Here is a 22,674-nt window from a genome sequence, read left to right on the forward strand (position 1 = left end):
AGCAAAACCGCTTCTAGCGGTTCAAGCGCAGCGTTTCAAACCTCCACCTCTGGTGGAGGTCATGACTTTTGGTCGATTTGAGGATGCAAAGGCAGGATTTATGCCTTTGCGAGCATCAGCCAAACACGAGTAGGCCGATAAGGCCCGCGGTGCCCACCAGAATGCGCCAGTAGGCAAATGGTGCGAAGCCTCGACTGGATACGAAATCGAGCAGGGATCGTACCACCAGAAGCGCCGTCACGAAGGCGGCCACAAAGCCGATCGCGATAATTCCCGCATCATCGAAGCTGAGAGCATTCCTGTTCTTGTAGAGATCAAGAACAAACGCACCCAGCATGGTCGGCATGGCGAGAAAGAACGAAAACTCCGCTGCGGAACGCTTGTCTGTCCCCATCAGGAGCGCGCCCACGATCGTTGCTCCGGAGCGTGAGGTGCCCGGTATCATCGCAAGGCACTGGAAGAGGCCAATCTTGAACGCAAGGCCCGCCGGATATTGCGTGATGTCTGTGTAGCGCGGCCTTAGGCTCATCTTGTCGACTGCCAGAAGGATAAAACCTCCGACAATCAGCATCACGCAGATCAGCATCGGCGTTTCGAACAGGACGCTCTTGATGAAGTCGTGCGCCAGAGCGCCGATAATTGCGGCTGGCAGAAACGCAAGCAGCACTGTCAGTACGAATCTTCGTGCCTGGGTGCTGTGAGGAAGGGCCAGAGCAATCTGAAGCAGCTTCTGGAAATAGACCATAAGGATGGCGAGGATAGCACCCAGCTGGATCAGAACCGCGAAGGTGTTGCCGGGCGAACGAAACCCCATGAAGTGTCCTGCGAGGAGCACGTGGGCTGTGGATGAAACGGGGATAAATTCAGTCAGACCTTCGATCAAGCCGAGAACGAGGGCGCCAACGATAGATTGGTCGGCCATTCTTGATCCTTTATTAACGGTGATGGGACCTATAGTGGGAACGGAATCTGCAACCTCACCCTAACAATCGGGCTTGGCCGCCTTATGTCAGCCACATTCCGGCTTTGGTGATCGCGACCGACTCAACGCTTATAACAGCAAACTTCAATTTCGAGTATCGATGCCCACTCTGTATCATCATCCCATGTCCTCGGCCTCGCGCTTTGTCAGATTGATCCTGGCGGAATACGGTTTCCAGACGGATCTCGTCGAGGAGCAACCTTGGGAGAAGCGCCGCGAATTCCTGACGATCAATCCGGCCGCCACGCTGCCTGTCTATGTGGATGACAATATGCGGGCTTTGTGCGGACCCAATGTGTTGCTGGAATTCCTCGACGAAACGCACGGCGTCCTGAAGCGGGACAAGCGCCTGTTCGCGGAAGATCCGTTCCAAAGGGCAGAGATCCGGCGGTTGACGGAATGGTTCCTTCTCAAGATGGAACAGGATGTCACGCGCCCACTCACCAAGGAGCGTGTCTACAAGCTCCAGATGACGGCAGCCCAAGGCGGCGGCGCACCCGACTCCAAGGTTTTGAGGACGGCACGGGGCAATATCCGCCAACATATGAAGTACCTCTCCTGGCTTGCCGGCTCTCGCACCTGGCTGGCGGGCGACCGTCTTTCCTATGCGGATCTCGCAGCAGCGTCATCGGTTTCCGTTCTCGACTATCTGGGCGAGATCGATTGGCAAGAGACACCCATCGCCAAGGAATGGTATCAGAGGCTGAAGTCGCGCCCCTCGTTCCGGCCGCTCCTGGCAGAACGCATTCGCGGCATTACGCCGGTGTCTCATTATGCGGACCTCGATTTCTGAAACTGAAAACGCTGACGCCGATCGACAGGCTGTGAAGGCTCTGGATCGGCAGCGCAAGCTGAAGACGTTCTTGCTGGTCGAAGCCAAGGCGCTTGGCTTCGACAGTTGCCGCATCACTTTGCCTGATTCGATACCTCAGGCGCCTGAACGCCTTGGCACGTTCCTACAGGCCGGACGCCATGGTACGATGGCCTGGATGGAGGAAACCCGAGAGCGTCGTGCTAACCCCCGTGTCCTCTGGAGCGAGGTTCGCTCCATTGTTCTCTTCGGCGTCAACTATGGTCCCGATGAGGATCCACGCGAACTTCTCGCCAAGACAGACAGAGCAGCGATCTCGGTCTATGCGAGGCACCGCGATTATCACGATGTCATCAAGGGCAAGCTGAAGGAACTGGCAACGCGCTTTGCTGCCCGCGCTGGCGAGGATGTGAAAGTGTTCGTGGATACGGCCCCCGTCATGGAAAAGCCGCTCGCCGCTGCTGCAGGTCTGGGCTGGCAGGGGAAACATACCAACCTGGTCAGCCGCGAATTCGGCTCCTGGCTGTTTCTCGGCAGCATGTTTACGACCGCGGAACTGGAGATCGATGCACCGGAACGCGATCATTGCGGCTCTTGCCGGTCCTGTCTCGATGCCTGTCCCACGAATGCCTTCCCGGCCCCCTACCAGATCGATGCCAGACGGTGCATTTCCTATCTCACCATTGAGCACAAAGGCATTATCGAGCCTGCCCTACGGCCAATGTTCGGCAACCGCATCTACGGCTGTGACGACTGCCTGGCGGTCTGTCCGTGGAACAAGTTTGCCTCCGAAGCATCCGAAATGAAGCTGAGAGCGCGGGCAGATTTAAAAGCGCCAACCATTGCCAGTCTGCTGTCTCTGGACGACGGTCGGTTCCGCTCCCTGTTCAGCGGGTCGCCAGTCAAACGTATCGGACGCGACCGCTTTATCCGCAATGTGCTGATTGCAGCCGGCAATTCCGGTGATCCGTCCCTCATCGAACCGTGTAAAGTGCTGTTGAATGATGCATCACCCGATGTGCGGGGTATGGCTGTCTGGGCCTTGTCAAGATTGATGCAGGTTGATGCCTTTCTCCTCATGGCGCAGCATAGAGCGCCTGATGCGGATATCGACGTTGAGAATGAATGGGTAATGGGAGTTCAGGCATGCGGGTCATGATTTTTGGTGCAGGCTATTCGGGACAGGCAATTGCTGCAGAATTCCTGAAGGCTGGCGCGGACGTGGCCGGAACGACGCGTACCGAGAAGAAGAGTCGGAATTTGCAGGATCAGGTGATCCGACCGTTTCTCTTCTGCGGAACGGAATTGGACGACTCTCTGCGGACGGAAATTGCCCAGACAACGCATCTCATCCAGTCCATCGCACCCGGAGAAGGCGGAGACCCTCTGCTCAACATCATAGAGGGCGACCTGCGCGAATTTTTCCCGAAGCTTCAATGGGTCGCCTATCTTTCGACAGTCGGCGTCTATGGCGACCATCAGGGCGAGTGGGTCGATGAGGAAACACCGTGCAAGCCGGTGTCTGCACGTTCGCGGGAACGCGTGGCCGCGGAAAACGCATGGCAGAATGCGGCCAAAAGCGCCGGAACTCCTCTCGTCATCCTCCGCCTTTCCGGAATCTACGGACCAGGGCGAAACGGGTTTATCAATCTGGCCCAGGGCACGGCACGCAGGCTGGTCAAACCGGGCCAGGTGTTCAACCGGATCCGCGTGGAAGATATCGGTCGCGCGACGCTGTTCCTGTGCGAGCGGCGAGCCTCCGGTATCTTCAATGTGACAGACGATCTTCCCGCGCCGCCGCAGGATGTCGTTAGCGAAGCGGCGCGCCTCATGGGCATTCTGCCTCCGCCGGAACAGGCGTTCGAAACGGCTGAGCTGACGCCGATGGCGCGCTCCTTCTACGGCGAGAATAAAAGAGTCTCGAATGCGAAGATGCGCAACCTAGGATTTAGTTTTCAGTTTCCAAACTTTAAGATCTCCCTGGAACAACTGTGGCAGTCCGGTCGCTGGAACTCATGAATCCAGTCCCGCAGACGATCCACGTGGGCAATCTGAAAAAGATGAAAATTCCATCCAAGTTGGGTCATCGGATTATAGAAATTTAACTATCATGACAAAGCGCCATATTTTTTGTCCAAATGTGGCGACCGATTCTACATTTTGATAAAATTTTCTCTTCACGTTTTTGCTCGAATCAGGTGTTGGATTCGAGGCAGAACAATTTTCCAGAATCCTACTGGAATCACTTAATTTTTCCTGCTCAAGCCGGTTAGTTTATTAGCCGGCTTCCAATCACGATTGTTACATATTTTAATATTGCGTGATCATAAAGCCCACGTTTTCGCCTTTTTTGGCCATGCCTAGACCACCCCGCACGCATCTCACCACTCGGATCAACGGGGATAACAGGATTTGAAACTTCCAAAACGCTCAGCTTTCGCAGCAGTCGCTCTCGCATCGTTCTCGATGATTGGCTCCCAAACGGCGCAAGCCGCTCCAGGTTGTGGTCACGCTTCCTGGTATGCACTGGGTTCCAAGACAGCCTCCGGCGAACGTATGAACGCCTCCAAACTCACCGCGGCGCATCGCTCGCTGAGCTTTGGAACGAAGGTCAAGGTTACCAACAAGCGCAATGGCAAGACCGTCGTGGTTCGCATCAACGACCGAGGTCCTTTCATTCGCGGCCGTGTCATCGATCTCTCGAAGGCTGCTGCAGCCGACATCGGAATGGTTTCGACAGGCACGGCGCAGGTCTGTTACGAGGTCATTGGCTGATCCGTATGGGTGGCGGATTGCTCCGCAAGCTTGCCCTGATGGCTTTTCACGGTTAAACGCGCCGGAAAGCAAGGAGATCAGGACATGCGACTGGGCGGACGGATGGCTGCAGCCATCGAAGTGTTGGCAGATATCGAGACGCGCAAACGTCCCGTTGCCGATGCACTGAAGGACTGGGGCCTGGCGCATCGCTTCGCTGGCTCCGGAGATCGCGCCGCCATCGGCAACATCGTCTACGATGCCTTGCGCATGCGTCTGTCTCATGCGTGGCTGATGGACGACGAGAGCGAAACAGCACTGGTCTACGCCGTTCTTCTACGCCAATGGGGCTTCACGCGGACAAGCCTCGCCGCGGAACTCGCGGATGACAAATTTGCGCCACACGCTCCAGATCTGGCAGCTCTCTCCGAGCGAAATCTGACGGACGCACCAGTTCACGTTCAAGGCGATATCCCGGAATGGGTCGTTGCGAGCTTCCAGTCCTGTTTCGGCGATGCCTGGCTTGCAGAAGCTCAGGCCATGGTTGGACGGCCAACGCTGGATTTGCGGGCCAACACGCTGAAGGCAAACAGGGACAAGGTCGTCAAGGCGCTGGATCGGGCAGGTGCACAGCCAACCCGGATTGCGCGTCAGGGTATCCGTATTCCTGCCGGTGATGGTGCATCACGCCTTCCGAATGTGACCGCTGAACTTTCCTTCCAGAAAGGCTGGTTCGAAGTTCAGGACGAGGGATCGCAAATTGTTGCCGATCTCGTAATGCCATCCGAAGGGCAGCAGGTTCTGGATTACTGCGCAGGTGGCGGCGGCAAGACGCTGGCGCTCTCGGCAACCCTGAACAACAAGGGTCAGGTTCACGCCTATGACGCCGACCGCAAACGTCTTGCGCCCATCATTGAGCGACTGCGCCGCGCAGGCACCCGCAATGTTCAGGTGCACGACGATGTGCGACAGATGGAGGCCCTGAGGGAGAAGCTGGACGTCGTGCTTGTCGATGCCCCCTGCACGGGCACCGGAACATGGCGCAGGCGGCCCGACACGAAATGGCGTCTGACGCAGAAGAACATTGAAGAGCGCCTTGGACAGCAACAGGATGCGCTGTCATCGGCTGCGGCCTATGTCAAACGCGGCGGAACACTCGTCTATGTCACGTGCTCCGTTCTGCCGGAAGAGAATGACCGACAGATCGAGCGCTTTCTGGCGAACAATCCTGCTTACGAGATGCAATCCGCTCTGGACGACTGGAAAACATTGTTTGGCAAGGACGCGCCCAAGCCGCATTCCGCCGATGGTCGCAGCCTGACGCTGACACCGGCCTCGACGCAGACCGATGGCTTCTTCTTCTGCAAGCTCAGACGGAATAACTGATTTGGCTCTCGAGGCTGGAAACCCTCTAATCTAGATAATTTGACACCAGTTTCCTTTTGAGCAATGAGGATTGAAACGATTGATCGGAGAAAGGGCAGAGATGCCTTACTCAGGTCACGTTTTGCCGGGAAGGCGTGATCGGCCATCGGCATCGTCATTTTCAGACAGGAGGGGACCATGCTCCGCCGTACACTCTTGACTATCAGTTCTGCACTGGCCGCTTCGGTGACTTTTGTCGCGCTGCCTGCACTGGCTGCCGAGCCCACCGAGGTTCTTAAACACTATGCGGCCGTTGGACATGCGAAATTCGAAGACGCTTTGAACACAGCCAAGGCATTGGACAAGGCCGTGGACGCCCTCATCGCGAAGCCATCAGATGAAACGCTGAAGGCTGCGCGTCAGGCATGGCTTGCCGCACGCACGCCCTATCTGCAAACAGAAGTCTACCGCTTCGGCAATCCGATTGTCGACGACTGGGAGGGCAAGGTGAATGCCTGGCCGCTGGACGAAGGTTTGATCGATTATGTCGATGCCTCCTATGGCACCGAGAGCGATGCCAACGCCTTCTACACAGCCAATGTGATTGCAAACCCGAAGCTCTCAGTCAACGGCGAGGAGATCAACGCCTCGAAGATCACGCCGGAGCTGATCCGCAGCCTGCATACGGCTGGCGAAGTGGAAGCCAATGTTTCGACCGGCTACCACGCCATCGAATTCCTGCTGTGGGGACAGGACCTGAATGGCACTGGACCGGGAGCAGGCAATCGCCCGTTTAGCGATTACGACAAGGCCAATTGCACTCATGGCAATTGCGATCGTCGCGGCGATTATCTGAAGTCGGCGACCACGTTGCTGGTTCAGGATCTTCAGGAAATGGTAGAGGCCTGGGCTCCGACCGGCGAAGCCACGAAAGCGGTTCTGGCCGATCCGAAAGCGGGCCTTGCCGCAATCCTGACAGGTATGGGCTCCCTCTCCTACGGCGAACTGGCCGGGGAGCGCATGAAGCTTGGCCTTCTGCTGCATGATCCGGAAGAGGAGCAGGATTGCTTTTCCGACAACACGCACAATTCGCACCTGAACGACGCCATTGGCATCGCGTCCGCCTATCGCGGAACCTACACACGCACTGACGGAACCAAACTGGCCGGGCCTTCCCTCTCCGATCTCGTCAAGGCCAGGGGCGCCGCTCTCGACACGGAACTGAACGCAAAGCTCGACAAGACGCTTGCCGACATGCAGATCATGGCGGAGCGCGCCCAGAAGATCGAAGCCTATGACCAGATGATCGCCGAGGGCAACAAGGAGGGCAATGCGGTTGTTCAGGCCCCGATCGATGACCTGATTGCCCAGACAAAATCGATCGAGCGCGTCATCGCGGCACTCGATCTCGGTCAGTTGAAGCTCCAAGGTTCGGCGAGCCTCGACAATCCGAACGCCGTGTTCAAATGAGATAGGACGGCCCGTCGAGATTATTGGCGGGCTGTTACTCACTGATGGATCAACGCGCACTTGCCCTTGTTCTCTCCATTCTCCTGACCTGTCTCCTGTCGACTTCCAGCACAGGGCAGGAAAAATGGCCGTACCAGGATCTGCGGGAGGACTTGACGCCGAAGGATCAGGCGCGTGTCGCCGCAGTCACTCGACCGGCTGGTGATTTTGGTAAAGCAGAACCATTTGAAGCAATGTCCGCAGGTGCAGCAACCTCGACGCGCGCCATTGATGCTGATGCTTTCTCGCAGTTCTCTCCCGGCATTACCTTCAGCCAGCAGGAAGAGTTCAAGCTTGGGAATGCGCTTTTCACCAAGCTATGGGTCGCCGCACCTTCCTCGACGCAAGCCTCCGATGGATTGGGGCCGCTCTACAATGCACGCTCCTGCATCAGCTGCCATGTGAAGGATGGACGTGGCCACCCGCCCGAGGGAAGCAATGACCGGATCTCCATGTTCCTGCGGCTGGCGCGCTCCCCTGAAACACAGGAAGAAAGAGCACTCGTTGCCGATCGTCGTGTGCTCAATTTTCCTGATCCGATATACGGTGCGCAGTTGCAAGATCTTGCTGTACCTGGACTTGCTGCCGAAGGGAGCATGCAGATCTCCTACACGGAAGAGCCTGTCCGCCTCAAGGATGGCACCACTGTCTCGCTGCGACGCCCCACCTATTCGGTCAACGGACTTGCTCAAGGCCCGCTTGCAGCCGGAACAATCCTTTCACCCCGTATTGCCCCTGCCATGATCGGCCTTGGTCTCATCGAAGCCATTCCCCCGCAGGACATTCTCGCCCATTCAGACCCGGATGACAGGGATGGAGACGGAATTTCAGGAAAAGCAGCTGTCGTTCGAGACCACGTGACAGGCAAACTGGCGCTCGGGCGCTTTGGCTGGAAGGCACAGAACGCCACTATCCGAGACCAGACCTCTGCGGCCTTCTCGGGCGACCTTGGACTATCCACGCCCGATAGACCCGATCCTTACGGCGATTGCACAGCGCAACAAACGGATTGCCGCGCCCGTGCGAACGGAGTCCAGCCGCGTCTTGGCGATACCGAGGCGCCGGATCCTGTCATGGACCTCGTGACGTTCTACTCGGGCCATCTTGCCGTTCCTGAAAGACGCGATGTCAATTCGCCCGAGGTGCTCAAGGGAAAACAGACATTCTATCGCCTAGGATGCGCGAGCTGCCATGTGCCGAAATTTGTGACGAGCCGCTCCGCTTCCGATCCTTCTCAGGCCTTTCAACTGATCTGGCCCTATTCGGATTTCCTGCTCCATGATATGGGCGAAGGACTTGCTGACGGCCAAACCGTCGGTGACGCGTCCGGCCGAGAATGGCGTACTGCGCCACTGTGGGGCGTCGGCCTGACGCAGACTGTCAGTAAACATAGTTTTTTTCTGCATGACGGGCGCGCCCGCAACCTGACTGAGGCCATTCTCTGGCACGGTGGCGAGGCGGAGAAATCCCGGAACGGTTTTGCGGCTCTTGAAGCCAGAGAGCGCAATGCCCTGTTGACGTTTCTGGAGTCCCTATGATGCGCATAAGTGTCCTGTCTGTCGGTCTGGCCTTTGGTCTTGCCCTGTTTGCAGCGGCAGAGGTGGGCGCGCAGGATGCGAACCCTTCTCCACCGCCGGTGCTGACGCATGAGCGGACAAGGGCACTGATGGAACAGGTGATCGCCAACGTCGTACAGCCGGGCTACAGGGACTTTTCAGAAAAAACCGGCTTTCTGAGCGATCGGATGATGCAGCTCTGCACCACGCCGTCGGCAAACAATCTTGCTCAGGCACAGGCTGCATTCTCCGAAGCTGCCAAAAGCTGGGCGCGGATTGAAATCGTGCGTGTCGGACCTGTTCTCGAAAAGAACCGTTTCGAGAGAATACTCTTCTATCCAGACAAGAAGGGGCTCGGGCTTCGGCAGGTTCAGGCTTTGCTGTCATCCTCCGACGAGACGGCAACTGCGCCGGACAGCCTTTCTTCCAAGAGCGTTGCCGTACAGGGTCTGGGAGCGCTTGAATTTCTGCTGCATGGCACCGGCTCGGATCAACTGACTGCGCAGACAAAATCTTATCGATGCAGCTACGGCCTCGCCATCGCCGGCAATATTCAGCACATCGCGATGGAACTGGTTCAGGCCTGGGATGATCCGGACGGTATTGCTAAAGACTGGAAGAGCCCCGGCCCGCAAAGCTCTGCCTTTCGGCAGGATCAGGAAGCCGTCACCGAGGTGCTTGGTATTCTGGTTCACGCGGCGGAAGCCCTACGCGATCAGCGCATCGAGAGCTTCTATAAAAGCGGATCCGCTCAAAGCTTCCCAAGGCAAGCACTTTTCTGGCGCTCCGGCCTGACATTTCCGATGCTGCGCGAAAATCTGGAAGGGCTGCGGCAGCTCGTCCATGGATCGGGCATCAAGGAGCTGTTGAAGCCCAGCCAGATCTGGATCGTGAACTCCATTGATGTCTATTTCAAATCGCTCACCACGCTCGCTCAGGATATTGATCCCGATCTGGAGGCGGCCGTCAGCACACCGCAGCAGAAGGCAAAGTTGGATGCCATTCTTTCCGACAGCCGCGATCTGATTACTCTGCTTAACGATGATCTGGGGCAGGCGCTCGGCCTCACCACCGGCTTTTCCTTTTCCGACGGAGACTGATTGGATGCGGACCTTCGAGGTGAGAACAGGCGAGATTGACAGGCGCAGCTTCGTCAAGGCTGCGGGAGTAGGTTTCCTTGCCGCTCTTGCCCCGGAAAAGCTGATGGCGCTTGATCGATCGGATGCAGTTTTCGCGTCCGCGTTCCGGGCTGCAGACGGACGCTACGGTGTCGCGACGATAACGGAGCGGGGCGAGATCATAGAACGGATCGCCCTGCCCGCACGGGCTCATGGCCTCTCCTACTGTCTGCTGACAGGCCGGTGCGTCGTCTTCGCTCGCCGTCCCGGCACATTTGCGATGATCTTCGATCCTTCAGGACAGGATGAGCCGGTGCTGATCAGCACGCCCTCTGGACGTCATTTTTACGGACACGGCCACTTTTCCCCGGACGGCCGACTGCTCTATGCAAGCGAGAACGATTTCGATGGGAACCGGGGCGTGATTGGCGTATACGATGCCAAGTCCCAGTTCCGCAGAATTGCTGAGTTCGATGCAGGGGGCATCGGCACCCATGACATGACAGTCTCCGATGACGGACGGCTTCTGATCGTTGCCAATGGCGGCATTGAGACACATCCGGATTTCGGCCGCACCAAGCTCAATCTCGACCGCATGCAGCCGTCACTTGCCATTCTCGATGCGGCGAGCGGCGAGATCATCGAGCGGCACCCTATGCCCGACCATCTCCGGCAACTTTCCACCCGGCATCTGGATGTGGATCGGCGTGGCCGGATCTGGTTCGCCTGCCAGTATGAAGGTCCGCGAGGTGATCATCCGCCTCTCACCGGATATTTTGCTCTGGGCGACGATATTACCTTCATCGACATTCCGCCGGAAACGACGGAAAGGCTGGCAAACTATGTCGGTGCCATTGCCGTTAACCGGCGTGAGAGGCTGGTCGGTCTGACCTCTCCGAAGGGTGGGTATGCGGTCATACTCGATGCGCAGACGGGGCAGGTGCTGAGAGAGGATGCCGTTCCTGATGCGGCAGGGGTCGCCCGAGCGCCAACCGGCATCGCAGTCTCCACCTATAGCGGCGATCTCGAAGGGACCCGCTCGAACGTGAACTGGGACCAGCATCTTGTTCGGCTTGCCTGAAACATCAGAAATAAGTTTCAAAGGCGACCATACGGCTCTGGAATGAGCCACAACAGACCCTAGTTCCGGCTTCATGAAAAAGATCCTCATTCATATCCTCTTCATCGCCGTCGTTGTCGCTCTGGGCGCCTTGATCGGTATCGCCAATGTTCCGGGCGAATGGTACCAGTCGCTGAACAAGCCACCCTTCAATCCGCCTAACTGGATCTTCGGGCCAGTCTGGAGCACGCTCTATGTGCTGATCGGCATTGCGGGTGCCCGGACTTGGCATTCCTCGCCATCTTCGTCGCGCATGCAGATCTGGTTTGGCCAGATGGCCCTCAACTTTCTGTGGTCTCCGGCCTTCTTCGGCATGGAAAGCACCTTGCTCGGGCTCATCGTCATCATTCCGATGCTGGTGCTCATCGTACTCTTCACCCAGCGCAGCTGGAAACGAGACAGGATCAGCGCGCTTTTGTTCCTTCCCTATGTTGCATGGGTAAGCTTCGCGACGCTTCTGAACCTTTCCCTGTTCATACTGAATTGATCCTGTCTCTTGCAGCCCTGCCGATGCCGTGCCAGTTTCGCGCCGACAAAAGGGGCACAGGATGGATGAGGTCGATCCCGGAGATTTCCGGACAAGGGTAAGGCAGAGTTTCGGGCGACAGGCCTTCATGGGAACGCTTGGCGCAGAACTGACACGCGTTGAGCATGCCATGGTCGAAATTGAAATGCCTTTCGATGCGAAACTGACGCAGCAGCACGGTTTTCTGCATGCTGGAGTGATCTCCGCGGCTTTGGATGCGGCCTGTGGCTATGCGGCCTATACAGTCATCGATCCGGATGCTTCCATATTGACTATCGAGTTCAAGGTGAACCTCTTGTCTCCTGGACGTGGCGAACGCTTTCTGTTCCGTGGCGAAATCACCAAACCGGGTTCAACCATCATCGTCGCGGATGGCAGGGCCTATGCGCTGACGAACGGCCCTGCCAAACTGATTGCTTCCATGAGCGGCAGCATGATGGTGATCCGCGGGCGCGAGGATGTGACCGGATGACGTTCGAGTTGAAGACGATTGCCGGAAAACGGCTGCTTTTTGTCATGGCGGCATTGCCCGAATATGGTCCGCACCTGAAGGCACGGTTCAGCCCCCTGATCACCGGTGTCGGGCCGGTAGAAGCTGCCGTGGCGCTGACCAAGGCATTGAGCGCGCTCAGCGCCAGACAGGAGTTGCCGGATCTCGTTGTCTGCCTCGGCTCCGCCGGTTCGCGGACACTGGAGCAGACGGAAGTTTATCAGATCAGCTCGGTATCCTACCGCGATATGGATGCCTCCCCGCTTGGTTTTGAAAAGGGTCGCACACCCTTACTCGATTTGCCTGTTGTTATCGACCTGCCGCTTCGCATTCCCGGCGTTCCCGTAGCCAGCCTTTCGACCGGTGCGAACATCGTTTCCGGTGACGCCTATAACTTGATCGATGAAGATCTCGTCGAAATGGAAACCTTCGCAGTCCTGCGCGCCTGTCATGCCTTCGATGTGCCACTCATCGGCTTGCGCGGTATTTCGGATGGGAAAGCGGAACTGCAACACGTGAGCGACTGGACCGAATATCTGCATGTCATCGACGAGAAGCTTGCCCATGCGGTCGATCGTTTGACGCAGGCTCTAGAATCCGGCGCTTTGAGCCTCTGAGTCAGTTGCAAAAATGCCCGTTCTTCATTAAAGGCTCGCCATGACCCAGATAGCCCATCACGACCGCCTCCTCATCATCGATTTCGGTTCGCAGGTTACGCAGCTTATTGCGCGGCGTCTGCGCGAATTGAACGTCTATTGCGAAATCCATCCCTATCAGAACGTCACGGACGCTTTCCTGGCTGCATTCAAGCCGAGAGCCGTGATCTTCTCCGGCGGACCGGATTCGGTAACACGCGAGGGTTCGCCCCGCCCGCCGCAGTCGGTCTATTCGCTCGGTGTTCCCGTCCTTGGCATCTGCTACGGCCAGCAGGTCATGATGCAGGATCTCGGCGGCCAGGTCGAAGGCGGCAAGATTTCCGGCGGCGGCGGCACAGCCGAATTCGGTCGCGCCTACGTAACGCCGGCCGATCAAACCGATCCGTTCCTCAATGGCTGGTTTGCGGAAGGCCGCGAGCAGGTGTGGATGAGCCATGGCGATCATGTGAGCCGCATCGCGCCGGGTTTCGAGGTCTATGGCACTTCACCCAACGCACCCTATGCGATCACCGCCGATCCGAAGCGGCATTTCTATGCGGTTCAGTTTCACCCGGAAGTGCACCACACACCAAACGGCAAGACGCTTTACGAAAACTTCGTCAAGCTCGCGGGCTTCAAGGGCGACTGGACCATGGGGGCTTACCGCGCCGAGGCCATTGCCAAGATCCGGGCTCAGGTGGGTGACAAAAAGGTTATCTGCGGTCTTTCCGGTGGCGTCGATAGCTCGGTCGCTGCGGTTCTCATCCATGAGGCCATCGGCGAACAGCTCACCTGCGTTTTTGTGGACCATGGCCTGCTGCGGCAGGATGAGGCCCAGGAAGTCGTTACCATGTTCCGGGATAACTACAATATCCCGCTGATTCATGCGGACGAACAGGACCTGTTTCTGGGCGAACTGGAAGGCGTGACCGATCCGGAAGTCAAGCGGAAGACTATTGGTCGTCTCTTCATCGATGTGTTCCAGAAGCATGCAAATACAATCGAAGGCGCTGAATTCCTGGCGCAGGGCACGCTTTATCCTGATGTGATCGAAAGCGTCTCCTTCTCGGGCGGCCCTTCCGTCACCATCAAGAGCCACCACAATGTGGGCGGCCTGCCGGAAAAGATGGGCCTGAAGCTGGTCGAGCCGCTTCGCGAACTCTTCAAGGACGAAGTGCGCGCGCTGGGCCGCGAGCTTGGCCTGCCGGACAAGTTCATCGGTCGCCACCCCTTCCCCGGTCCGGGTCTTGCGATCCGCTGCCCCGGCGAGATTACCCGCGACAAGCTGGAAATCCTGCGCAAGGCCGATGCGGTCTACATCGACCAAATCCGTAAACACGGACTCTACGATGAGATCTGGCAGGCTTTCGTGGCAATCCTTCCCGTTCGCACCGTTGGCGTGATGGGCGATGGCCGCACCTACGACTATGCCTGCGCACTGCGCGCTGTGACCTCGGTCGATGGGATGACGGCAGATTACTACCCCTTCACCCACGAGTTCCTCGGCGAAACCGCAACCCGCATCATCAACGAAGTCGAGGGCATCAACCGCGTGACCTACGACATCACGTCGAAGCCGCCCGGCACGATCGAGTGGGAATAATTCTCTGATACATCAGAGTGAGGCATCGAACCGGTACCAGATCGGTTCGATGCTTTGGGTCTTCAAGAACGGAACGCAATCTCGCCTATCACGGGAATGTATGCGTTCCGACTGGGAACAGTCGATTACCCCGTTGGGGCATGGATCGGCTGTTGTGATCGGCGCATTTCTGCCGCGCGTTTCAGTCGAGAACCTTGGAAAGCGACATGGCCTTCATCAGGTTACCCTTGGCCTTCACTTTGCCTGTCGCCATGGCAACTGGAGCAATCAATTCGCCATTGGTAATCTTGATGAAGATGTCTGATCCCATTGTCAGAGTGACGTCTTCGTTGTTCGTACCGCCTTCGTCAAAACTGGGCGGGGTCGTGTGTCCATCGACAAGATAGGTCTTGCCATCATCGAAGGTGAACCGCACACGGGCATCGAAGTTTTTCGACGCTGTGACCCGGCGGCGGATCTCCTGTACGGCCTCATCAAAATTTGCAACTTTAACTTTTGCTGCCATCTCCAACTCCTCCTTTGGATTAATTGCGGTTATCGGTTCATCCTGGCGTTCAGGAAAACGCGCTGGGCATATTTCGCAGGGTTGCCAATGAGTTTCATGATCTTGTCGTCATCGGCAAAGGGGCCGCTTTCGACGTCTATCAATGTGTGATGGCCGGCATCGAGGAATGGAATCATTTCGCGGCTTTGCGACATATGCAGTCCGCACATCACTCGCCCCGGGTCGTTGAACCGCTTATCGGCCGAACCAGAGAACGACAGGCGGCGTATGCCGAGATCATCCTCGTTGACGGCAAAGGCAACGTCCCTCAGCACCAGTTCGATATCGCCCGTCTCAGACCTGAACTCTATTGGACGGTTCAGGACGATGGCGCCATTGGAGATGTGAAACCCATCCACCTCATCTCGGAACAGATGGGTTCGGACGTCATATTGCTTCTCGTATTTTGGCATCGGCCAATCTCCTCAAATGTCGAGCACGATGCGCGCTGACTTCGCGCGAGAACAACAAGGCAGGAAATGCTTGTTTGCAGCCTGTTCTGTGGGTGTCAGGAACATATCCCGATGATCGGGAATGCCCTCCAGCAAACCAACGATGCAGGTTCCGCAAACGCCCTGCTCGCAGGAGATCGGATGGTCGACCCCGGCTGCCTCCATGGCAGCGATAACCGTCTCTCCCTTTGCAACCGTTAGGGTTCGTCCACGGCGGGCAAGAACCACTTCAAACGCATCATCGCTTTCCCGCGGTGATAGGTCGGCGGAAAAGGCTTCGGAATGAAGCTGCTCCTCAGCCCAGCCAAGGCTTTTTGCGGCGCTGAGCACCGCTGTCATGAAGCCAGATGGCCCGCAGACATAAAGATGCCGCCCGGCTTCAGCCGCACCAATCAAGGCAGGCATATCCGGCGCCGGCCCCTCATCGTCAAAATGATACCGGACACGATCACGGAATGCGCTTGCACCGAGGCGTTGACGAAACGCCGTGCGTTCGGCGGATCGGGTGAAATAATGCAACTCGAAGTCCAAGCGCAGGTCGCTCAGCCTTTCTGCCATGCTGAGGAGGGGGGTTATTCCAATGCCGCCAGCCAGCAGCACGCTTCGTCTCCCATTCTCGATCAGAGGAAACAGATTTTTCGGCGCGCTGATGGTCAGCCGGTCACCTTCAGACACGGTATCATGTAGAGCTTTCGAGCCTCCGCGCGATTTGGGATCGCGCAGCACGCCGAGGACATAGCGGTGTGTCTCATCCGAAGCATTGCAGAGTGAGTACTGCCGGATCATTCCGCCGGGAAGCGTGACGTCCACATGGGCTCCCGCCGTAAAGGGGGGCAAAGCACACCCTTGGGCGGAGACCAGTTCGACCGTCACGATGTCTGGCGTCTCCGGCGTCTTGCGGGAAACGATAACGTCCATCAAACCAGTCCCGCCTCGGCCTGTTCTGCGGCGATCATCGAGGAAAGGATACGTCGGGCGCGCACGGCTGCGGCATCGCCGGGTAGCATGACCGGATTGAGACGCATCAGATCGTTGGTCCCCATCATTTCCATGCAGTCGGCGACCATTTCGCCATCTTCATTCTGGAAAGTATGGGCCACACCGGCCTTGATCATCTCATCCATCTCCTCGCGACCGATGTTCTTGTCGCGGGCCTGGCTCCAGAAGTAATGTGTGCTGAACTCGTCAGCGGGGGTGAGAAGATTGCTCATGGGCAAATGGACGCCCACTTCCCGGTTGGTTCCCACTTCCACTGTGCCGGCATTGAGCAGCATGTTACTGGGTGCTTCCCATCGCACATCGAAGTAGTTCTCGACGATATCGGGCGCTTCCGGCCAGAGCGCATCCAGCAACGGATACTTTGTACAGTTTACCTCACCATGGTAATCCCAGATCATATTGCCGATCTGCTCAACGCTCTGAATGCGCTGGAAATTCTCTGGTTGCTCACCCATGAGCTTCAACAAGGGATGAAGAAACTGCACGTGGGTGCGGTCCATCAGGTTATCCATCACCAGTTCGTAATTGGCCTTGGTCACATGGTGGCCGCGTACAACGTTCCAACCTTCACGCGCGCGGATCATCGAAAAATCCGGGATCAGGTCCAGGTCTGCCTTCTTTGGATCGCCCATCCAGATCCAGAGCGCGCTATCCCGCTCAACAAGCGGGTAGGATGGCACCCGCGCCGCCCTTGGAATTGTACCACCCTCATTAGGATTGCGGGTGCAACGGCCATTGGTGTCAAATTCCAGTCCATGATAGGGACAGATGAAGGTGTCCCCTTCCCGCGGCCCCTTGTTCAAGGGCGCAAAGCGATGGGGACATGCATTGCCAATCGCGCCGTACGTGCCATCCTGCTTTTTGAAAATCAGGACTGATTTACCCAGGAGTTTGCGTGCGAACCGATCCTCTGTTTCCAGTTCTTCCGTCCAGGCTGCGCAGTACCACGCGTTCATCAAGAATGCCATTTCCTCTCCTCCCGTGGGCCGGTCTCCTCAATCGTCGGCCTCACTCACGTGACCCAGAGTGCGCATTTTTGCGGGAGTGGGAATTCCAAAAGTCTGACATAGTCATTAAGCTCCGTTGAAATGGAAATTTTCGTAATAATTTCCAACTGTTTCAATCGGATGGGTAAAATTGGGAGGCCACCATTTCCAAAAATGGGTTGAAGAACATCAATCTGAACTTGCTCACGGTCCTTCACGCCTTGCTTGAGACAGGATCTGTCTCTCAGGCGGCAGAGCAGATTGGCAGAACGCCTTCGGCAGTCAGCACAGCATTGGCGCAATTGCGCGAGATCCTGAACGATCCTCTTTTCATCCGGTCGGGCAGCCGATTGCAGCCAACCGTTCGGGCAGCAGCCCTTTCGCAGCCGGTCCGCGATATTGTGGATGCCATTGGCACGATCTTCGAAAAGACGGAATTCGATCCCGCCCAGTCTGACCGCGCTTTTGTCATCGCGGCAACAGATACGCTGGTGGTGGAAGCCGGAGCACCACTCATCCGGGCCTTGCGTCAAAAAGCGCCCAATATGTCTATCCAGTTCAAGGGGCTTGAAACGGGCCTGCCGGAAGATCTGGCCAATCGGGAAACAGACTTTGTCTTCCTGCCTGAGATCGCCCTGGACAGTCTGGCGCCCGTACCTTTGACCTATGAGGCGCTATCAACCATCCGGCTGGATTCCGTCCTGATGTGCGCAGACAACCCCTTGTCGCATCGCGAGAGCCTTACGTTACCGGAAATTTACGGGCGTCCCACCATTGCCTTTCGGCCAACTGATGCCTTCACGAAGTCGGCTCGCTCGCACCCGATGATGCATCTGGCCTCCGTAGTCCATGTCACCAAGAATCTGACTATCCCGGCTCTCCTGGAAGGAACAGATCTTCTGGCCGTTGTTACCCGCGAACTGGCAAAACGGGAGGTCTCAGGTCGCAATCTGACATCGATACCTCTGGAGCCGCCCATGATCCTGCCCTTTGGTCTTGTATGGTCGGCCATGCTGGATCGTGACGATGCTCATCAATGGTTGCGCGGCGTCATCAAAGGGTTGTTCGGCAAGAATTGACGATGATCGGCTGGGTTTGCCGCTTATCCCTATTCTGTCACATCCGCCAGACAAGCGCACCGCCGGACATGCCAGCGCCGGCAGCCGTCATCAGTAGCGTCTCACCCTGCCGAAATGCCTGTTGCCCGTTTGTCAGCGAGAGCGAGAGCGGAATGGTGGCCGCTGACGAATTCCCATAGTCGCCAAGCGTCCGAACCGAGCGGCTGAAATGGATGCCAAGTCGCTCGCTCAAGGCATCGATAATACGACTGTTTGCCTGATGCGGCATGAACCGGTCGATATCACTCGCAGCCAATCCTGCCCTTTCCAGTGCTACGGTGGTGCAATCGCCCATCATGCTGACGGCAAGCGAAAAGACCTTCCGGCCATCGCGCATCGACATTCTCGTTTCCTCAAGCTCCATGGTCATTTCGAATGGCCGGACAGAGCCGCCTGCGGCAATGCCGATCAGGTCGTAGTGGGAGCCATCGGAGATGAGCTCCGAGCCAAGAAGACCGCCGTTTCTCTGTGTCGAAGGGGTTAGCACCACGGCACCGGCTGCATCCGCAAACAGAATGGCGCTGGCTCTCTCCTGCCAGTTGATACGGCGGCTGAGAATATTGGCAGCAACAACGAGCACCGCCTTGCCCTGCGTTCTGACGAAGCCATCGGCAAGTACCAACGCCTGAACGAAACCACAGCAGGCCCCGGCAAGATCAATCGCACCGGACCTTTCAAGACCCAGCCGATGCGCAAGAAGCGGGGCAGATGGCGGCAGGAGGTGGTCAGGCGTAGAGGTGGCGAGCAAGATCAATCCAATCTCATGCCGCGCAAGCCCAGCCTCATCGAGAGCCATGGCTCCGGCCTTCGCCGCCATGTCCGTCAACCGTTCATCCGGCATGGCCCAGTGCCTCGCGCGAATACCGGTACGGTTCTCGATCCAGCCGGTATCCAAGCCGAAATGAGCCTCCAGCTCCGCATTTTCCACGCGTCGTTCGGGCACGTAGTGGCCGAAGCCTGCCATATGGCTGCTGGTGATCATAAGGCACCTCTTGCCAGTTGCTCGATGCCTTCCGAAATCACGTTATAGGCCAGATCCAGATCGGCTTGCGTCACACAGTAGGGCGGCATCAGGTAGATGACGTTGCCCAACGGACGGATCAGTACGCCACGCTCGCGGAAAAACCGCCGCAGCTTTGGCCCGACATTGGACAGATAGCCGCCCGCCGGAACAGCGAGTTCTACAACAGCAATGGTGCCCATCTGGCGCAGATCGGCTATACGGGCGTTGCCTTCAAGCTGCCAAAGCCTGTGCCGGTGCAAGTCCTCGACTGTCCGGATCCGGTCGAGAACAGGTTCGCTCTTCCAGATATCGAGGTTGGCCACGGCGGCGGCGCAGGCTATGGGATTGGCCGTATAGGAGCTTGAGTGGAAGAAGGTCTTGCGCCGGTCCGTGGAGTAATGCGCCTCGAAGATTTCCGAAGTCGCCAGTGTGGCAGCGAGTGGCAGTGCCCCGCCGGTGATGCCCTTGGAAAGGCACAGGATATCCGGGGTGATCTGCGCCTGTTCGCAAGCCAGCAGCGTGCCGGTTCGACCCCAGCCTGTCATCACCTCATCGGCAATCAGAAATACCCCATAGTGTCGGGTAATCTCCCGAAAGCGGGCGAGGAGCTGCGGCGGGTACATCCTCATGCCGCCTGCCCCCAGCACCAGCGGCTCAACCAGAAGAGCGGCAGTCTGACCCGAGCGGCACAAGCCTTCCAGGCTATCCAGCACCTCCTGCTCACCGCCCGCCTCAGGAAACGGAATCACGTCTACGCCGAACAGGAGCGGCTCGTAGGCGGCGTTGAATACGCCCCGCTCGCCCATCGACATGGTACCAATCGTATCGCCATGGTAACTGTGCTCCATGACGATGATGCGAGACCGCTTCTCGCCGCGATTGTGAAAGGTGCCGAGTGCCATCTTGAGCGCCACTTCAACAGCGGTCGATCCGCTATCGGAATAAAAAACGTGGTTCAGGCCCTGCGGAGCGAGCTTCACTAATCCCTTGGCCAATTCTTCCGCCGGTTCGTGGCTGTATTCGGCGAAGATGACCTGATCGTAACGATCCACCGCGTGGCGAATTGCCTGCATGATCAGCGGATGCCGATGACCATGGGTAATGACCCACCAGGATGAGATGGCATCGAGTACGCGCCTTCCGCTCTCCTCGATCAGATAGGCCCCATCGGTTGCCGCTATCTTCTGAAAAGCCGGTTCAAGCGCATGTTGAGTGAAGGGATGCCAGATCGGGGATGTCATGCCGCAGGCCCCTTGAATTCGGCAGGATCGAAATGGTCCGCAAAGGCCAAGCGCAATGTTTGCGGGTCCAGTCTTTCCAGCTGTGGAAGTCGACCAAGGATGCGGACCTGTCCCAGTTCTGCAATGATTGCCTGACTATCGCGAACTTCCTCACCGACAAAGGCAACGCCGAGGATCGGGATGTGGCGCGCCCGCATGGCCTCCAGCGACAGAAGGGTGTGGTTGATGGTGCCGAGCGCGGTTCTGGCACAGAGGATGGTGGGTAACTGCCAGCGCGCGAAGACATCCGCATAGGTGACGCTCCGGGTCAGCGGCACCAGAAGCCCACCGGCCCCTTCGATCACCAGGGGCCATTCCACCTGCGGCGGAACAAGTGCAAGGGGGTCGATCTCGACACCATCGATCTGCGCGGCCAAATGGGGAGAGGCAGGCGTCCTCAGCTTCCACGCTTCCGGCAGAATTCGAACCGGCTCGGCCCCGGCAAGACGTGCTACCAGTTCGCTGTCGGTTTTCTCCTCCAGCCCGCTCTGCACCGGCTTCCAGTAATGGGCCTCCAGTGCCTGAACGAGCGCTGCGGAAAATACGGTTTTCCCGATGCCGGTATCCGTGCCGGTCACGACGAAGGTTCGGCTCATCTCTCGTCTTCCAGAATGCGCGCCAGTTGATCGACCATTCGTTCAATTATCTCTTGGTCGACGTTGAGGGTAATGGTGATGCGCAGCCGCGCCGTGCGGGCGGGAACGGTGGGTGGGCGAATGGCACGGATATCGAAGCCCGCCGCCTGCAGTTTTTCAGCGACCCGAACAGCCTTGCCATCCTCCCCAAGGAGAACGGGAATGATCTGTGTTCCGCTCGTGGGAAGGCCCAGCCTCTCGCCAATCTTGTTGTTGGCGAAGGCCGCCAGATCCTGCAGTGCCTTTCGTCTTTGTGGTTCCGCCTGTATCAGCGCCAATGCCTCCCGCACGGCAAGTGCCTGCAGCGGCGGGGGTGCCGTGGCATAGATGAATGGACGGGCGCGATTGATGAGGAAGTCGCACATCAAACGGCTGGCACCGACCAGACCGCCAAAGGCACCCAGTGCCTTGCCGCAGGTATGAAGCGTGATGACATCCTCCCGCCCTTCAAACGTAGCGGCCAGCCCGCGGCCATTCGGACCGTGGACACCGGTCGCATGCGCTTCATCGATTACCAGAAAGGCGCCGTAACGCTCGGCAATTTCGGCCAGATCTGCCAAGGGTGCGACATCGCCATCCATTGAATAGAGGCTTTCCACGACGATCCACGGGCAGCCCTTGCCGCCTCCTTGCCGCCAGGACTTCAGCGTCGCCTCGAAGGCATGCGCGTCGTTGTGGGGTATGCTCAATGCGTCGGCGCGACTGGCGCGGATACCATCATAGGCACTGGCATGAACCAAAGCATCGTAGAGAATCAGATCGCCAGCTTGCGGCAGTGTGGAGAGAATAGCGAGATTGGCGCTGTAGCCGCCGCCGAAATAGAGCATGCGCTGAGCACCAAAAAAGCGGGCTGCCTCTGCCTCCAGTTCCTCGTGTTCTTCATGATGGCCGCGCAAAAGCCGTGAACCGCCGGACCCCGTAGCCACACCCCTTTGCAGGGCTTCAATCAACCGGGCAGCAAGTTCGGGCGAGCGAGCCAATCCAAGGTAATCGTTCGAGCTGAGATCCACACCATTTGGAAGTGACAATCGGCGCAGCCGACCACGCGATGCCAGAACATCCAGTTTATCACCGTGAGGATGGGAAAGCTTTATCATTTTGTAGATAATTCACTCGCGCACGATTTCACTCAGCGTGAATTAGCCAATCTTTCCGCAAAATTATAGATAAAATATTTCGAAACAAAAA

Annotated in this window: 23 protein-coding genes; 14 read left to right on the top strand and 9 right to left on the bottom strand. The window is 57.6% G+C overall.

The window, feature by feature from the left end; all coding sequences use genetic code 11:
* Positions 1–115: 115 nt before the first annotated feature.
* Positions 116–922, bottom strand: a complete 807-nt coding sequence (locus E8M78_RS09435; protein WP_137134819.1) for an undecaprenyl-diphosphate phosphatase — start codon at positions 920–922, stop codon at positions 116–118.
* Between the two features lie 160 nt (positions 923–1,082).
* On the opposite strand from E8M78_RS09435, the gene E8M78_RS09440 reads away from it, so the two are divergent.
* The 13 genes from E8M78_RS09440 (at position 1,083) to guaA (ending at position 14,469) form a co-directional block, all read left to right on the top strand.
* Positions 1,083–1,775 carry a glutathione S-transferase family protein gene (locus E8M78_RS09440; protein WP_062555138.1) on the top strand — a complete coding sequence of 231 codons (693 nt, stop codon included), beginning with the start codon at positions 1,083–1,085 and terminating at the stop codon, positions 1,773–1,775.
* Positions 1,756–2,952: a tRNA epoxyqueuosine(34) reductase QueG gene (queG, locus tag E8M78_RS09445; RefSeq protein ID WP_137134820.1), complete on the top strand. Its 1,197-nt coding sequence runs from the start codon at positions 1,756–1,758 to the stop codon at positions 2,950–2,952. The genes E8M78_RS09440 and queG overlap by 20 nt, the downstream gene beginning before the upstream one ends.
* The gene (locus E8M78_RS09450; protein WP_137134821.1) at positions 2,940–3,812 is read left to right on the top strand and encodes an SDR family oxidoreductase; all 873 of its coding nucleotides are present in this window, start codon (positions 2,940–2,942) and stop codon (positions 3,810–3,812) included. The genes queG and E8M78_RS09450 overlap by 13 nt, the downstream gene beginning before the upstream one ends.
* A gap of 447 nt (positions 3,813–4,259) precedes the next feature.
* On the top strand, positions 4,260–4,568 hold the full coding sequence (locus tag E8M78_RS09455) for a septal ring lytic transglycosylase RlpA family protein (RefSeq protein WP_137135056.1): 309 nt from the start codon (positions 4,260–4,262) through the stop codon (positions 4,566–4,568).
* A gap of 84 nt (positions 4,569–4,652) precedes the next feature.
* A complete protein-coding gene (locus E8M78_RS09460; protein ID WP_137134822.1) occupies positions 4,653–5,933 on the top strand; it encodes an RsmB/NOP family class I SAM-dependent RNA methyltransferase in 1,281 nt (426 codons plus the stop codon).
* Between the two features lie 177 nt (positions 5,934–6,110).
* Positions 6,111–7,382 (top strand): imelysin family protein, encoded by a 1,272-nt coding sequence (locus E8M78_RS09465; RefSeq protein WP_137134823.1) that lies wholly within the window; start codon positions 6,111–6,113, stop codon positions 7,380–7,382.
* Between the two features lie 44 nt (positions 7,383–7,426).
* Positions 7,427–8,959, top strand: a complete 1,533-nt coding sequence (locus E8M78_RS09470; protein WP_137134824.1) for a di-heme oxidoredictase family protein — start codon at positions 7,427–7,429, stop codon at positions 8,957–8,959.
* On the top strand, positions 8,956–10,077 hold the full coding sequence (locus tag E8M78_RS09475) for an imelysin family protein (RefSeq protein WP_137134825.1): 1,122 nt from the start codon (positions 8,956–8,958) through the stop codon (positions 10,075–10,077). The genes E8M78_RS09470 and E8M78_RS09475 overlap by 4 nt, the downstream gene beginning before the upstream one ends.
* Positions 10,078–10,081: 4 nt before the next feature.
* A complete protein-coding gene (locus E8M78_RS09480; RefSeq protein WP_137134826.1) occupies positions 10,082–11,176 on the top strand; it encodes a DUF1513 domain-containing protein in 1,095 nt (364 codons plus the stop codon).
* Positions 11,177–11,249: 73 nt separating this feature from the next.
* Positions 11,250–11,702, top strand: coding sequence for a TspO/MBR family protein (locus E8M78_RS09485; RefSeq protein ID WP_137134827.1), 453 nt, complete (start codon positions 11,250–11,252; stop codon positions 11,700–11,702).
* Positions 11,703–11,763: 61 nt separating this feature from the next.
* Positions 11,764–12,213 carry a PaaI family thioesterase gene (locus E8M78_RS09490; protein ID WP_137134828.1) on the top strand — a complete coding sequence of 150 codons (450 nt, stop codon included), beginning with the start codon at positions 11,764–11,766 and terminating at the stop codon, positions 12,211–12,213.
* Positions 12,210–12,848, top strand: coding sequence for a 5'-methylthioadenosine/S-adenosylhomocysteine nucleosidase (locus E8M78_RS09495; RefSeq protein WP_137134829.1), 639 nt, complete (start codon positions 12,210–12,212; stop codon positions 12,846–12,848). The genes E8M78_RS09490 and E8M78_RS09495 overlap by 4 nt, the downstream gene beginning before the upstream one ends.
* 40 nt (positions 12,849–12,888) lie before the next feature.
* A complete protein-coding gene (gene guaA, locus E8M78_RS09500; RefSeq protein ID WP_137134830.1) occupies positions 12,889–14,469 on the top strand; it encodes a glutamine-hydrolyzing GMP synthase in 1,581 nt (526 codons plus the stop codon).
* Between the two features lie 181 nt (positions 14,470–14,650).
* Here the strand turns inward: guaA and E8M78_RS09505 are convergent, their stop codons facing one another.
* The 4 genes from E8M78_RS09505 to E8M78_RS09520 are packed head-to-tail and all read right to left on the bottom strand — an operon-like array spanning position 14,651 to position 17,432.
* On the bottom strand, positions 14,651–14,974 hold the full coding sequence (locus tag E8M78_RS09505; protein ID WP_137134831.1) for an SCP2 sterol-binding domain-containing protein: 324 nt from the start codon (positions 14,972–14,974) through the stop codon (positions 14,651–14,653).
* Between the two features lie 29 nt (positions 14,975–15,003).
* Positions 15,004–15,426 (bottom strand): hypothetical protein, encoded by a 423-nt coding sequence (locus tag E8M78_RS09510; RefSeq protein WP_137134832.1) that lies wholly within the window; start codon positions 15,424–15,426, stop codon positions 15,004–15,006.
* Positions 15,427–15,438: 12 nt separating this feature from the next.
* Positions 15,439–16,383: a PDR/VanB family oxidoreductase gene (locus tag E8M78_RS09515; protein WP_137134833.1), complete on the bottom strand. Its 945-nt coding sequence runs from the start codon at positions 16,381–16,383 to the stop codon at positions 15,439–15,441.
* A complete protein-coding gene (locus tag E8M78_RS09520) occupies positions 16,383–17,432 on the bottom strand; it encodes an aromatic ring-hydroxylating dioxygenase subunit alpha (protein WP_137134834.1) in 1,050 nt (349 codons plus the stop codon). Before E8M78_RS09520 ends, E8M78_RS09515 begins: the two co-directional genes overlap by 1 nt.
* Positions 17,433–17,629: 197 nt before the next feature.
* Here E8M78_RS09520 and E8M78_RS09525 point away from each other — a divergent pair, with 197 nt between their 5' ends.
* On the top strand, positions 17,630–18,529 hold the full coding sequence (locus E8M78_RS09525) for a LysR family transcriptional regulator (protein WP_137134835.1): 900 nt from the start codon (positions 17,630–17,632) through the stop codon (positions 18,527–18,529).
* A 37-nt stretch (positions 18,530–18,566) separates the two neighbouring features.
* Here E8M78_RS09525 and E8M78_RS09530 read toward each other — a convergent pair whose 3' ends face one another.
* The 4 genes from E8M78_RS09530 to E8M78_RS09545 are packed head-to-tail and all read right to left on the bottom strand — an operon-like array spanning position 18,567 to position 22,583.
* Complete coding sequence (locus tag E8M78_RS09530) at positions 18,567–19,550, bottom strand: beta-ketoacyl-ACP synthase III (protein ID WP_137134836.1); 984 nt, start codon at positions 19,548–19,550, stop codon at positions 18,567–18,569.
* Positions 19,547–20,812, bottom strand: a complete 1,266-nt coding sequence (locus E8M78_RS09535) for an adenosylmethionine--8-amino-7-oxononanoate transaminase (protein ID WP_137134837.1) — start codon at positions 20,810–20,812, stop codon at positions 19,547–19,549. The genes E8M78_RS09530 and E8M78_RS09535 overlap by 4 nt, the downstream gene beginning before the upstream one ends.
* Positions 20,809–21,447 carry a dethiobiotin synthase gene (gene bioD / locus E8M78_RS09540; protein WP_137134838.1) on the bottom strand — a complete coding sequence of 213 codons (639 nt, stop codon included), beginning with the start codon at positions 21,445–21,447 and terminating at the stop codon, positions 20,809–20,811. The genes E8M78_RS09535 and bioD overlap by 4 nt, the downstream gene beginning before the upstream one ends.
* Positions 21,444–22,583 (bottom strand): 8-amino-7-oxononanoate synthase, encoded by a 1,140-nt coding sequence (locus tag E8M78_RS09545; RefSeq protein ID WP_137134839.1) that lies wholly within the window; start codon positions 22,581–22,583, stop codon positions 21,444–21,446. The genes bioD and E8M78_RS09545 overlap by 4 nt, the downstream gene beginning before the upstream one ends.
* Positions 22,584–22,674 lie beyond the last annotated feature (91 nt).

The sequence above is a fragment of the Rhizobium sp. FKY42 genome (assembly GCF_005222835.1).
Taxonomy (GTDB): Bacteria; Pseudomonadota; Alphaproteobacteria; order Rhizobiales; family Rhizobiaceae; genus Neorhizobium.

Bases quoted from the DNA above. Each gene is read 5' to 3' on its own strand.
- guaA (WP_137134830.1), top strand. From the start codon at position 12,889: ATGACCCAGATAGCCCATCACGACCGCCTCCTCATCATCGATTTCGGT.
- E8M78_RS09485 (WP_137134827.1), top strand. From the start codon at position 11,250: ATGAAAAAGATCCTCATTCATATCCTCTTCATCGCCGTCGTTGTCGCT.
- E8M78_RS09475 (WP_137134825.1), top strand. From the start codon at position 8,956: ATGATGCGCATAAGTGTCCTGTCTGTCGGTCTGGCCTTTGGTCTTGCC.
- E8M78_RS09455 (WP_137135056.1), top strand. From the start codon at position 4,260: ATGATTGGCTCCCAAACGGCGCAAGCCGCTCCAGGTTGTGGTCACGCT.
- E8M78_RS09545 (WP_137134839.1), bottom strand. From the start codon at position 22,583: ATGATAAAGCTTTCCCATCCTCACGGTGATAAACTGGATGTTCTGGCA.
- E8M78_RS09530 (WP_137134836.1), bottom strand. From the start codon at position 19,550: ATGATCACCAGCAGCCATATGGCAGGCTTCGGCCACTACGTGCCCGAA.
- E8M78_RS09510 (WP_137134832.1), bottom strand. From the start codon at position 15,426: ATGCCAAAATACGAGAAGCAATATGACGTCCGAACCCATCTGTTCCGA.
- E8M78_RS09480 (WP_137134826.1), top strand. From the start codon at position 10,082: ATGCGGACCTTCGAGGTGAGAACAGGCGAGATTGACAGGCGCAGCTTC.
- E8M78_RS09460 (WP_137134822.1), top strand. From the start codon at position 4,653: ATGCGACTGGGCGGACGGATGGCTGCAGCCATCGAAGTGTTGGCAGAT.
- E8M78_RS09535 (WP_137134837.1), bottom strand. From the start codon at position 20,812: ATGACATCCCCGATCTGGCATCCCTTCACTCAACATGCGCTTGAACCG.
- E8M78_RS09515 (WP_137134833.1), bottom strand. From the start codon at position 16,383: ATGGACGTTATCGTTTCCCGCAAGACGCCGGAGACGCCAGACATCGTG.
- E8M78_RS09450 (WP_137134821.1), top strand. From the start codon at position 2,940: ATGCGGGTCATGATTTTTGGTGCAGGCTATTCGGGACAGGCAATTGCT.
- E8M78_RS09470 (WP_137134824.1), top strand. From the start codon at position 7,427: ATGGATCAACGCGCACTTGCCCTTGTTCTCTCCATTCTCCTGACCTGT.
- E8M78_RS09440 (WP_062555138.1), top strand. From the start codon at position 1,083: ATGCCCACTCTGTATCATCATCCCATGTCCTCGGCCTCGCGCTTTGTC.
- queG (WP_137134820.1), top strand. From the start codon at position 1,756: ATGCGGACCTCGATTTCTGAAACTGAAAACGCTGACGCCGATCGACAG.
- E8M78_RS09520 (WP_137134834.1), bottom strand. From the start codon at position 17,432: ATGGCATTCTTGATGAACGCGTGGTACTGCGCAGCCTGGACGGAAGAA.
- E8M78_RS09435 (WP_137134819.1), bottom strand. From the start codon at position 922: ATGGCCGACCAATCTATCGTTGGCGCCCTCGTTCTCGGCTTGATCGAA.
- bioD (WP_137134838.1), bottom strand. From the start codon at position 21,447: ATGAGCCGAACCTTCGTCGTGACCGGCACGGATACCGGCATCGGGAAA.
- E8M78_RS09505 (WP_137134831.1), bottom strand. From the start codon at position 14,974: ATGGCAGCAAAAGTTAAAGTTGCAAATTTTGATGAGGCCGTACAGGAG.
- E8M78_RS09465 (WP_137134823.1), top strand. From the start codon at position 6,111: ATGCTCCGCCGTACACTCTTGACTATCAGTTCTGCACTGGCCGCTTCG.
- E8M78_RS09495 (WP_137134829.1), top strand. From the start codon at position 12,210: ATGACGTTCGAGTTGAAGACGATTGCCGGAAAACGGCTGCTTTTTGTC.
- E8M78_RS09490 (WP_137134828.1), top strand. From the start codon at position 11,764: ATGGATGAGGTCGATCCCGGAGATTTCCGGACAAGGGTAAGGCAGAGT.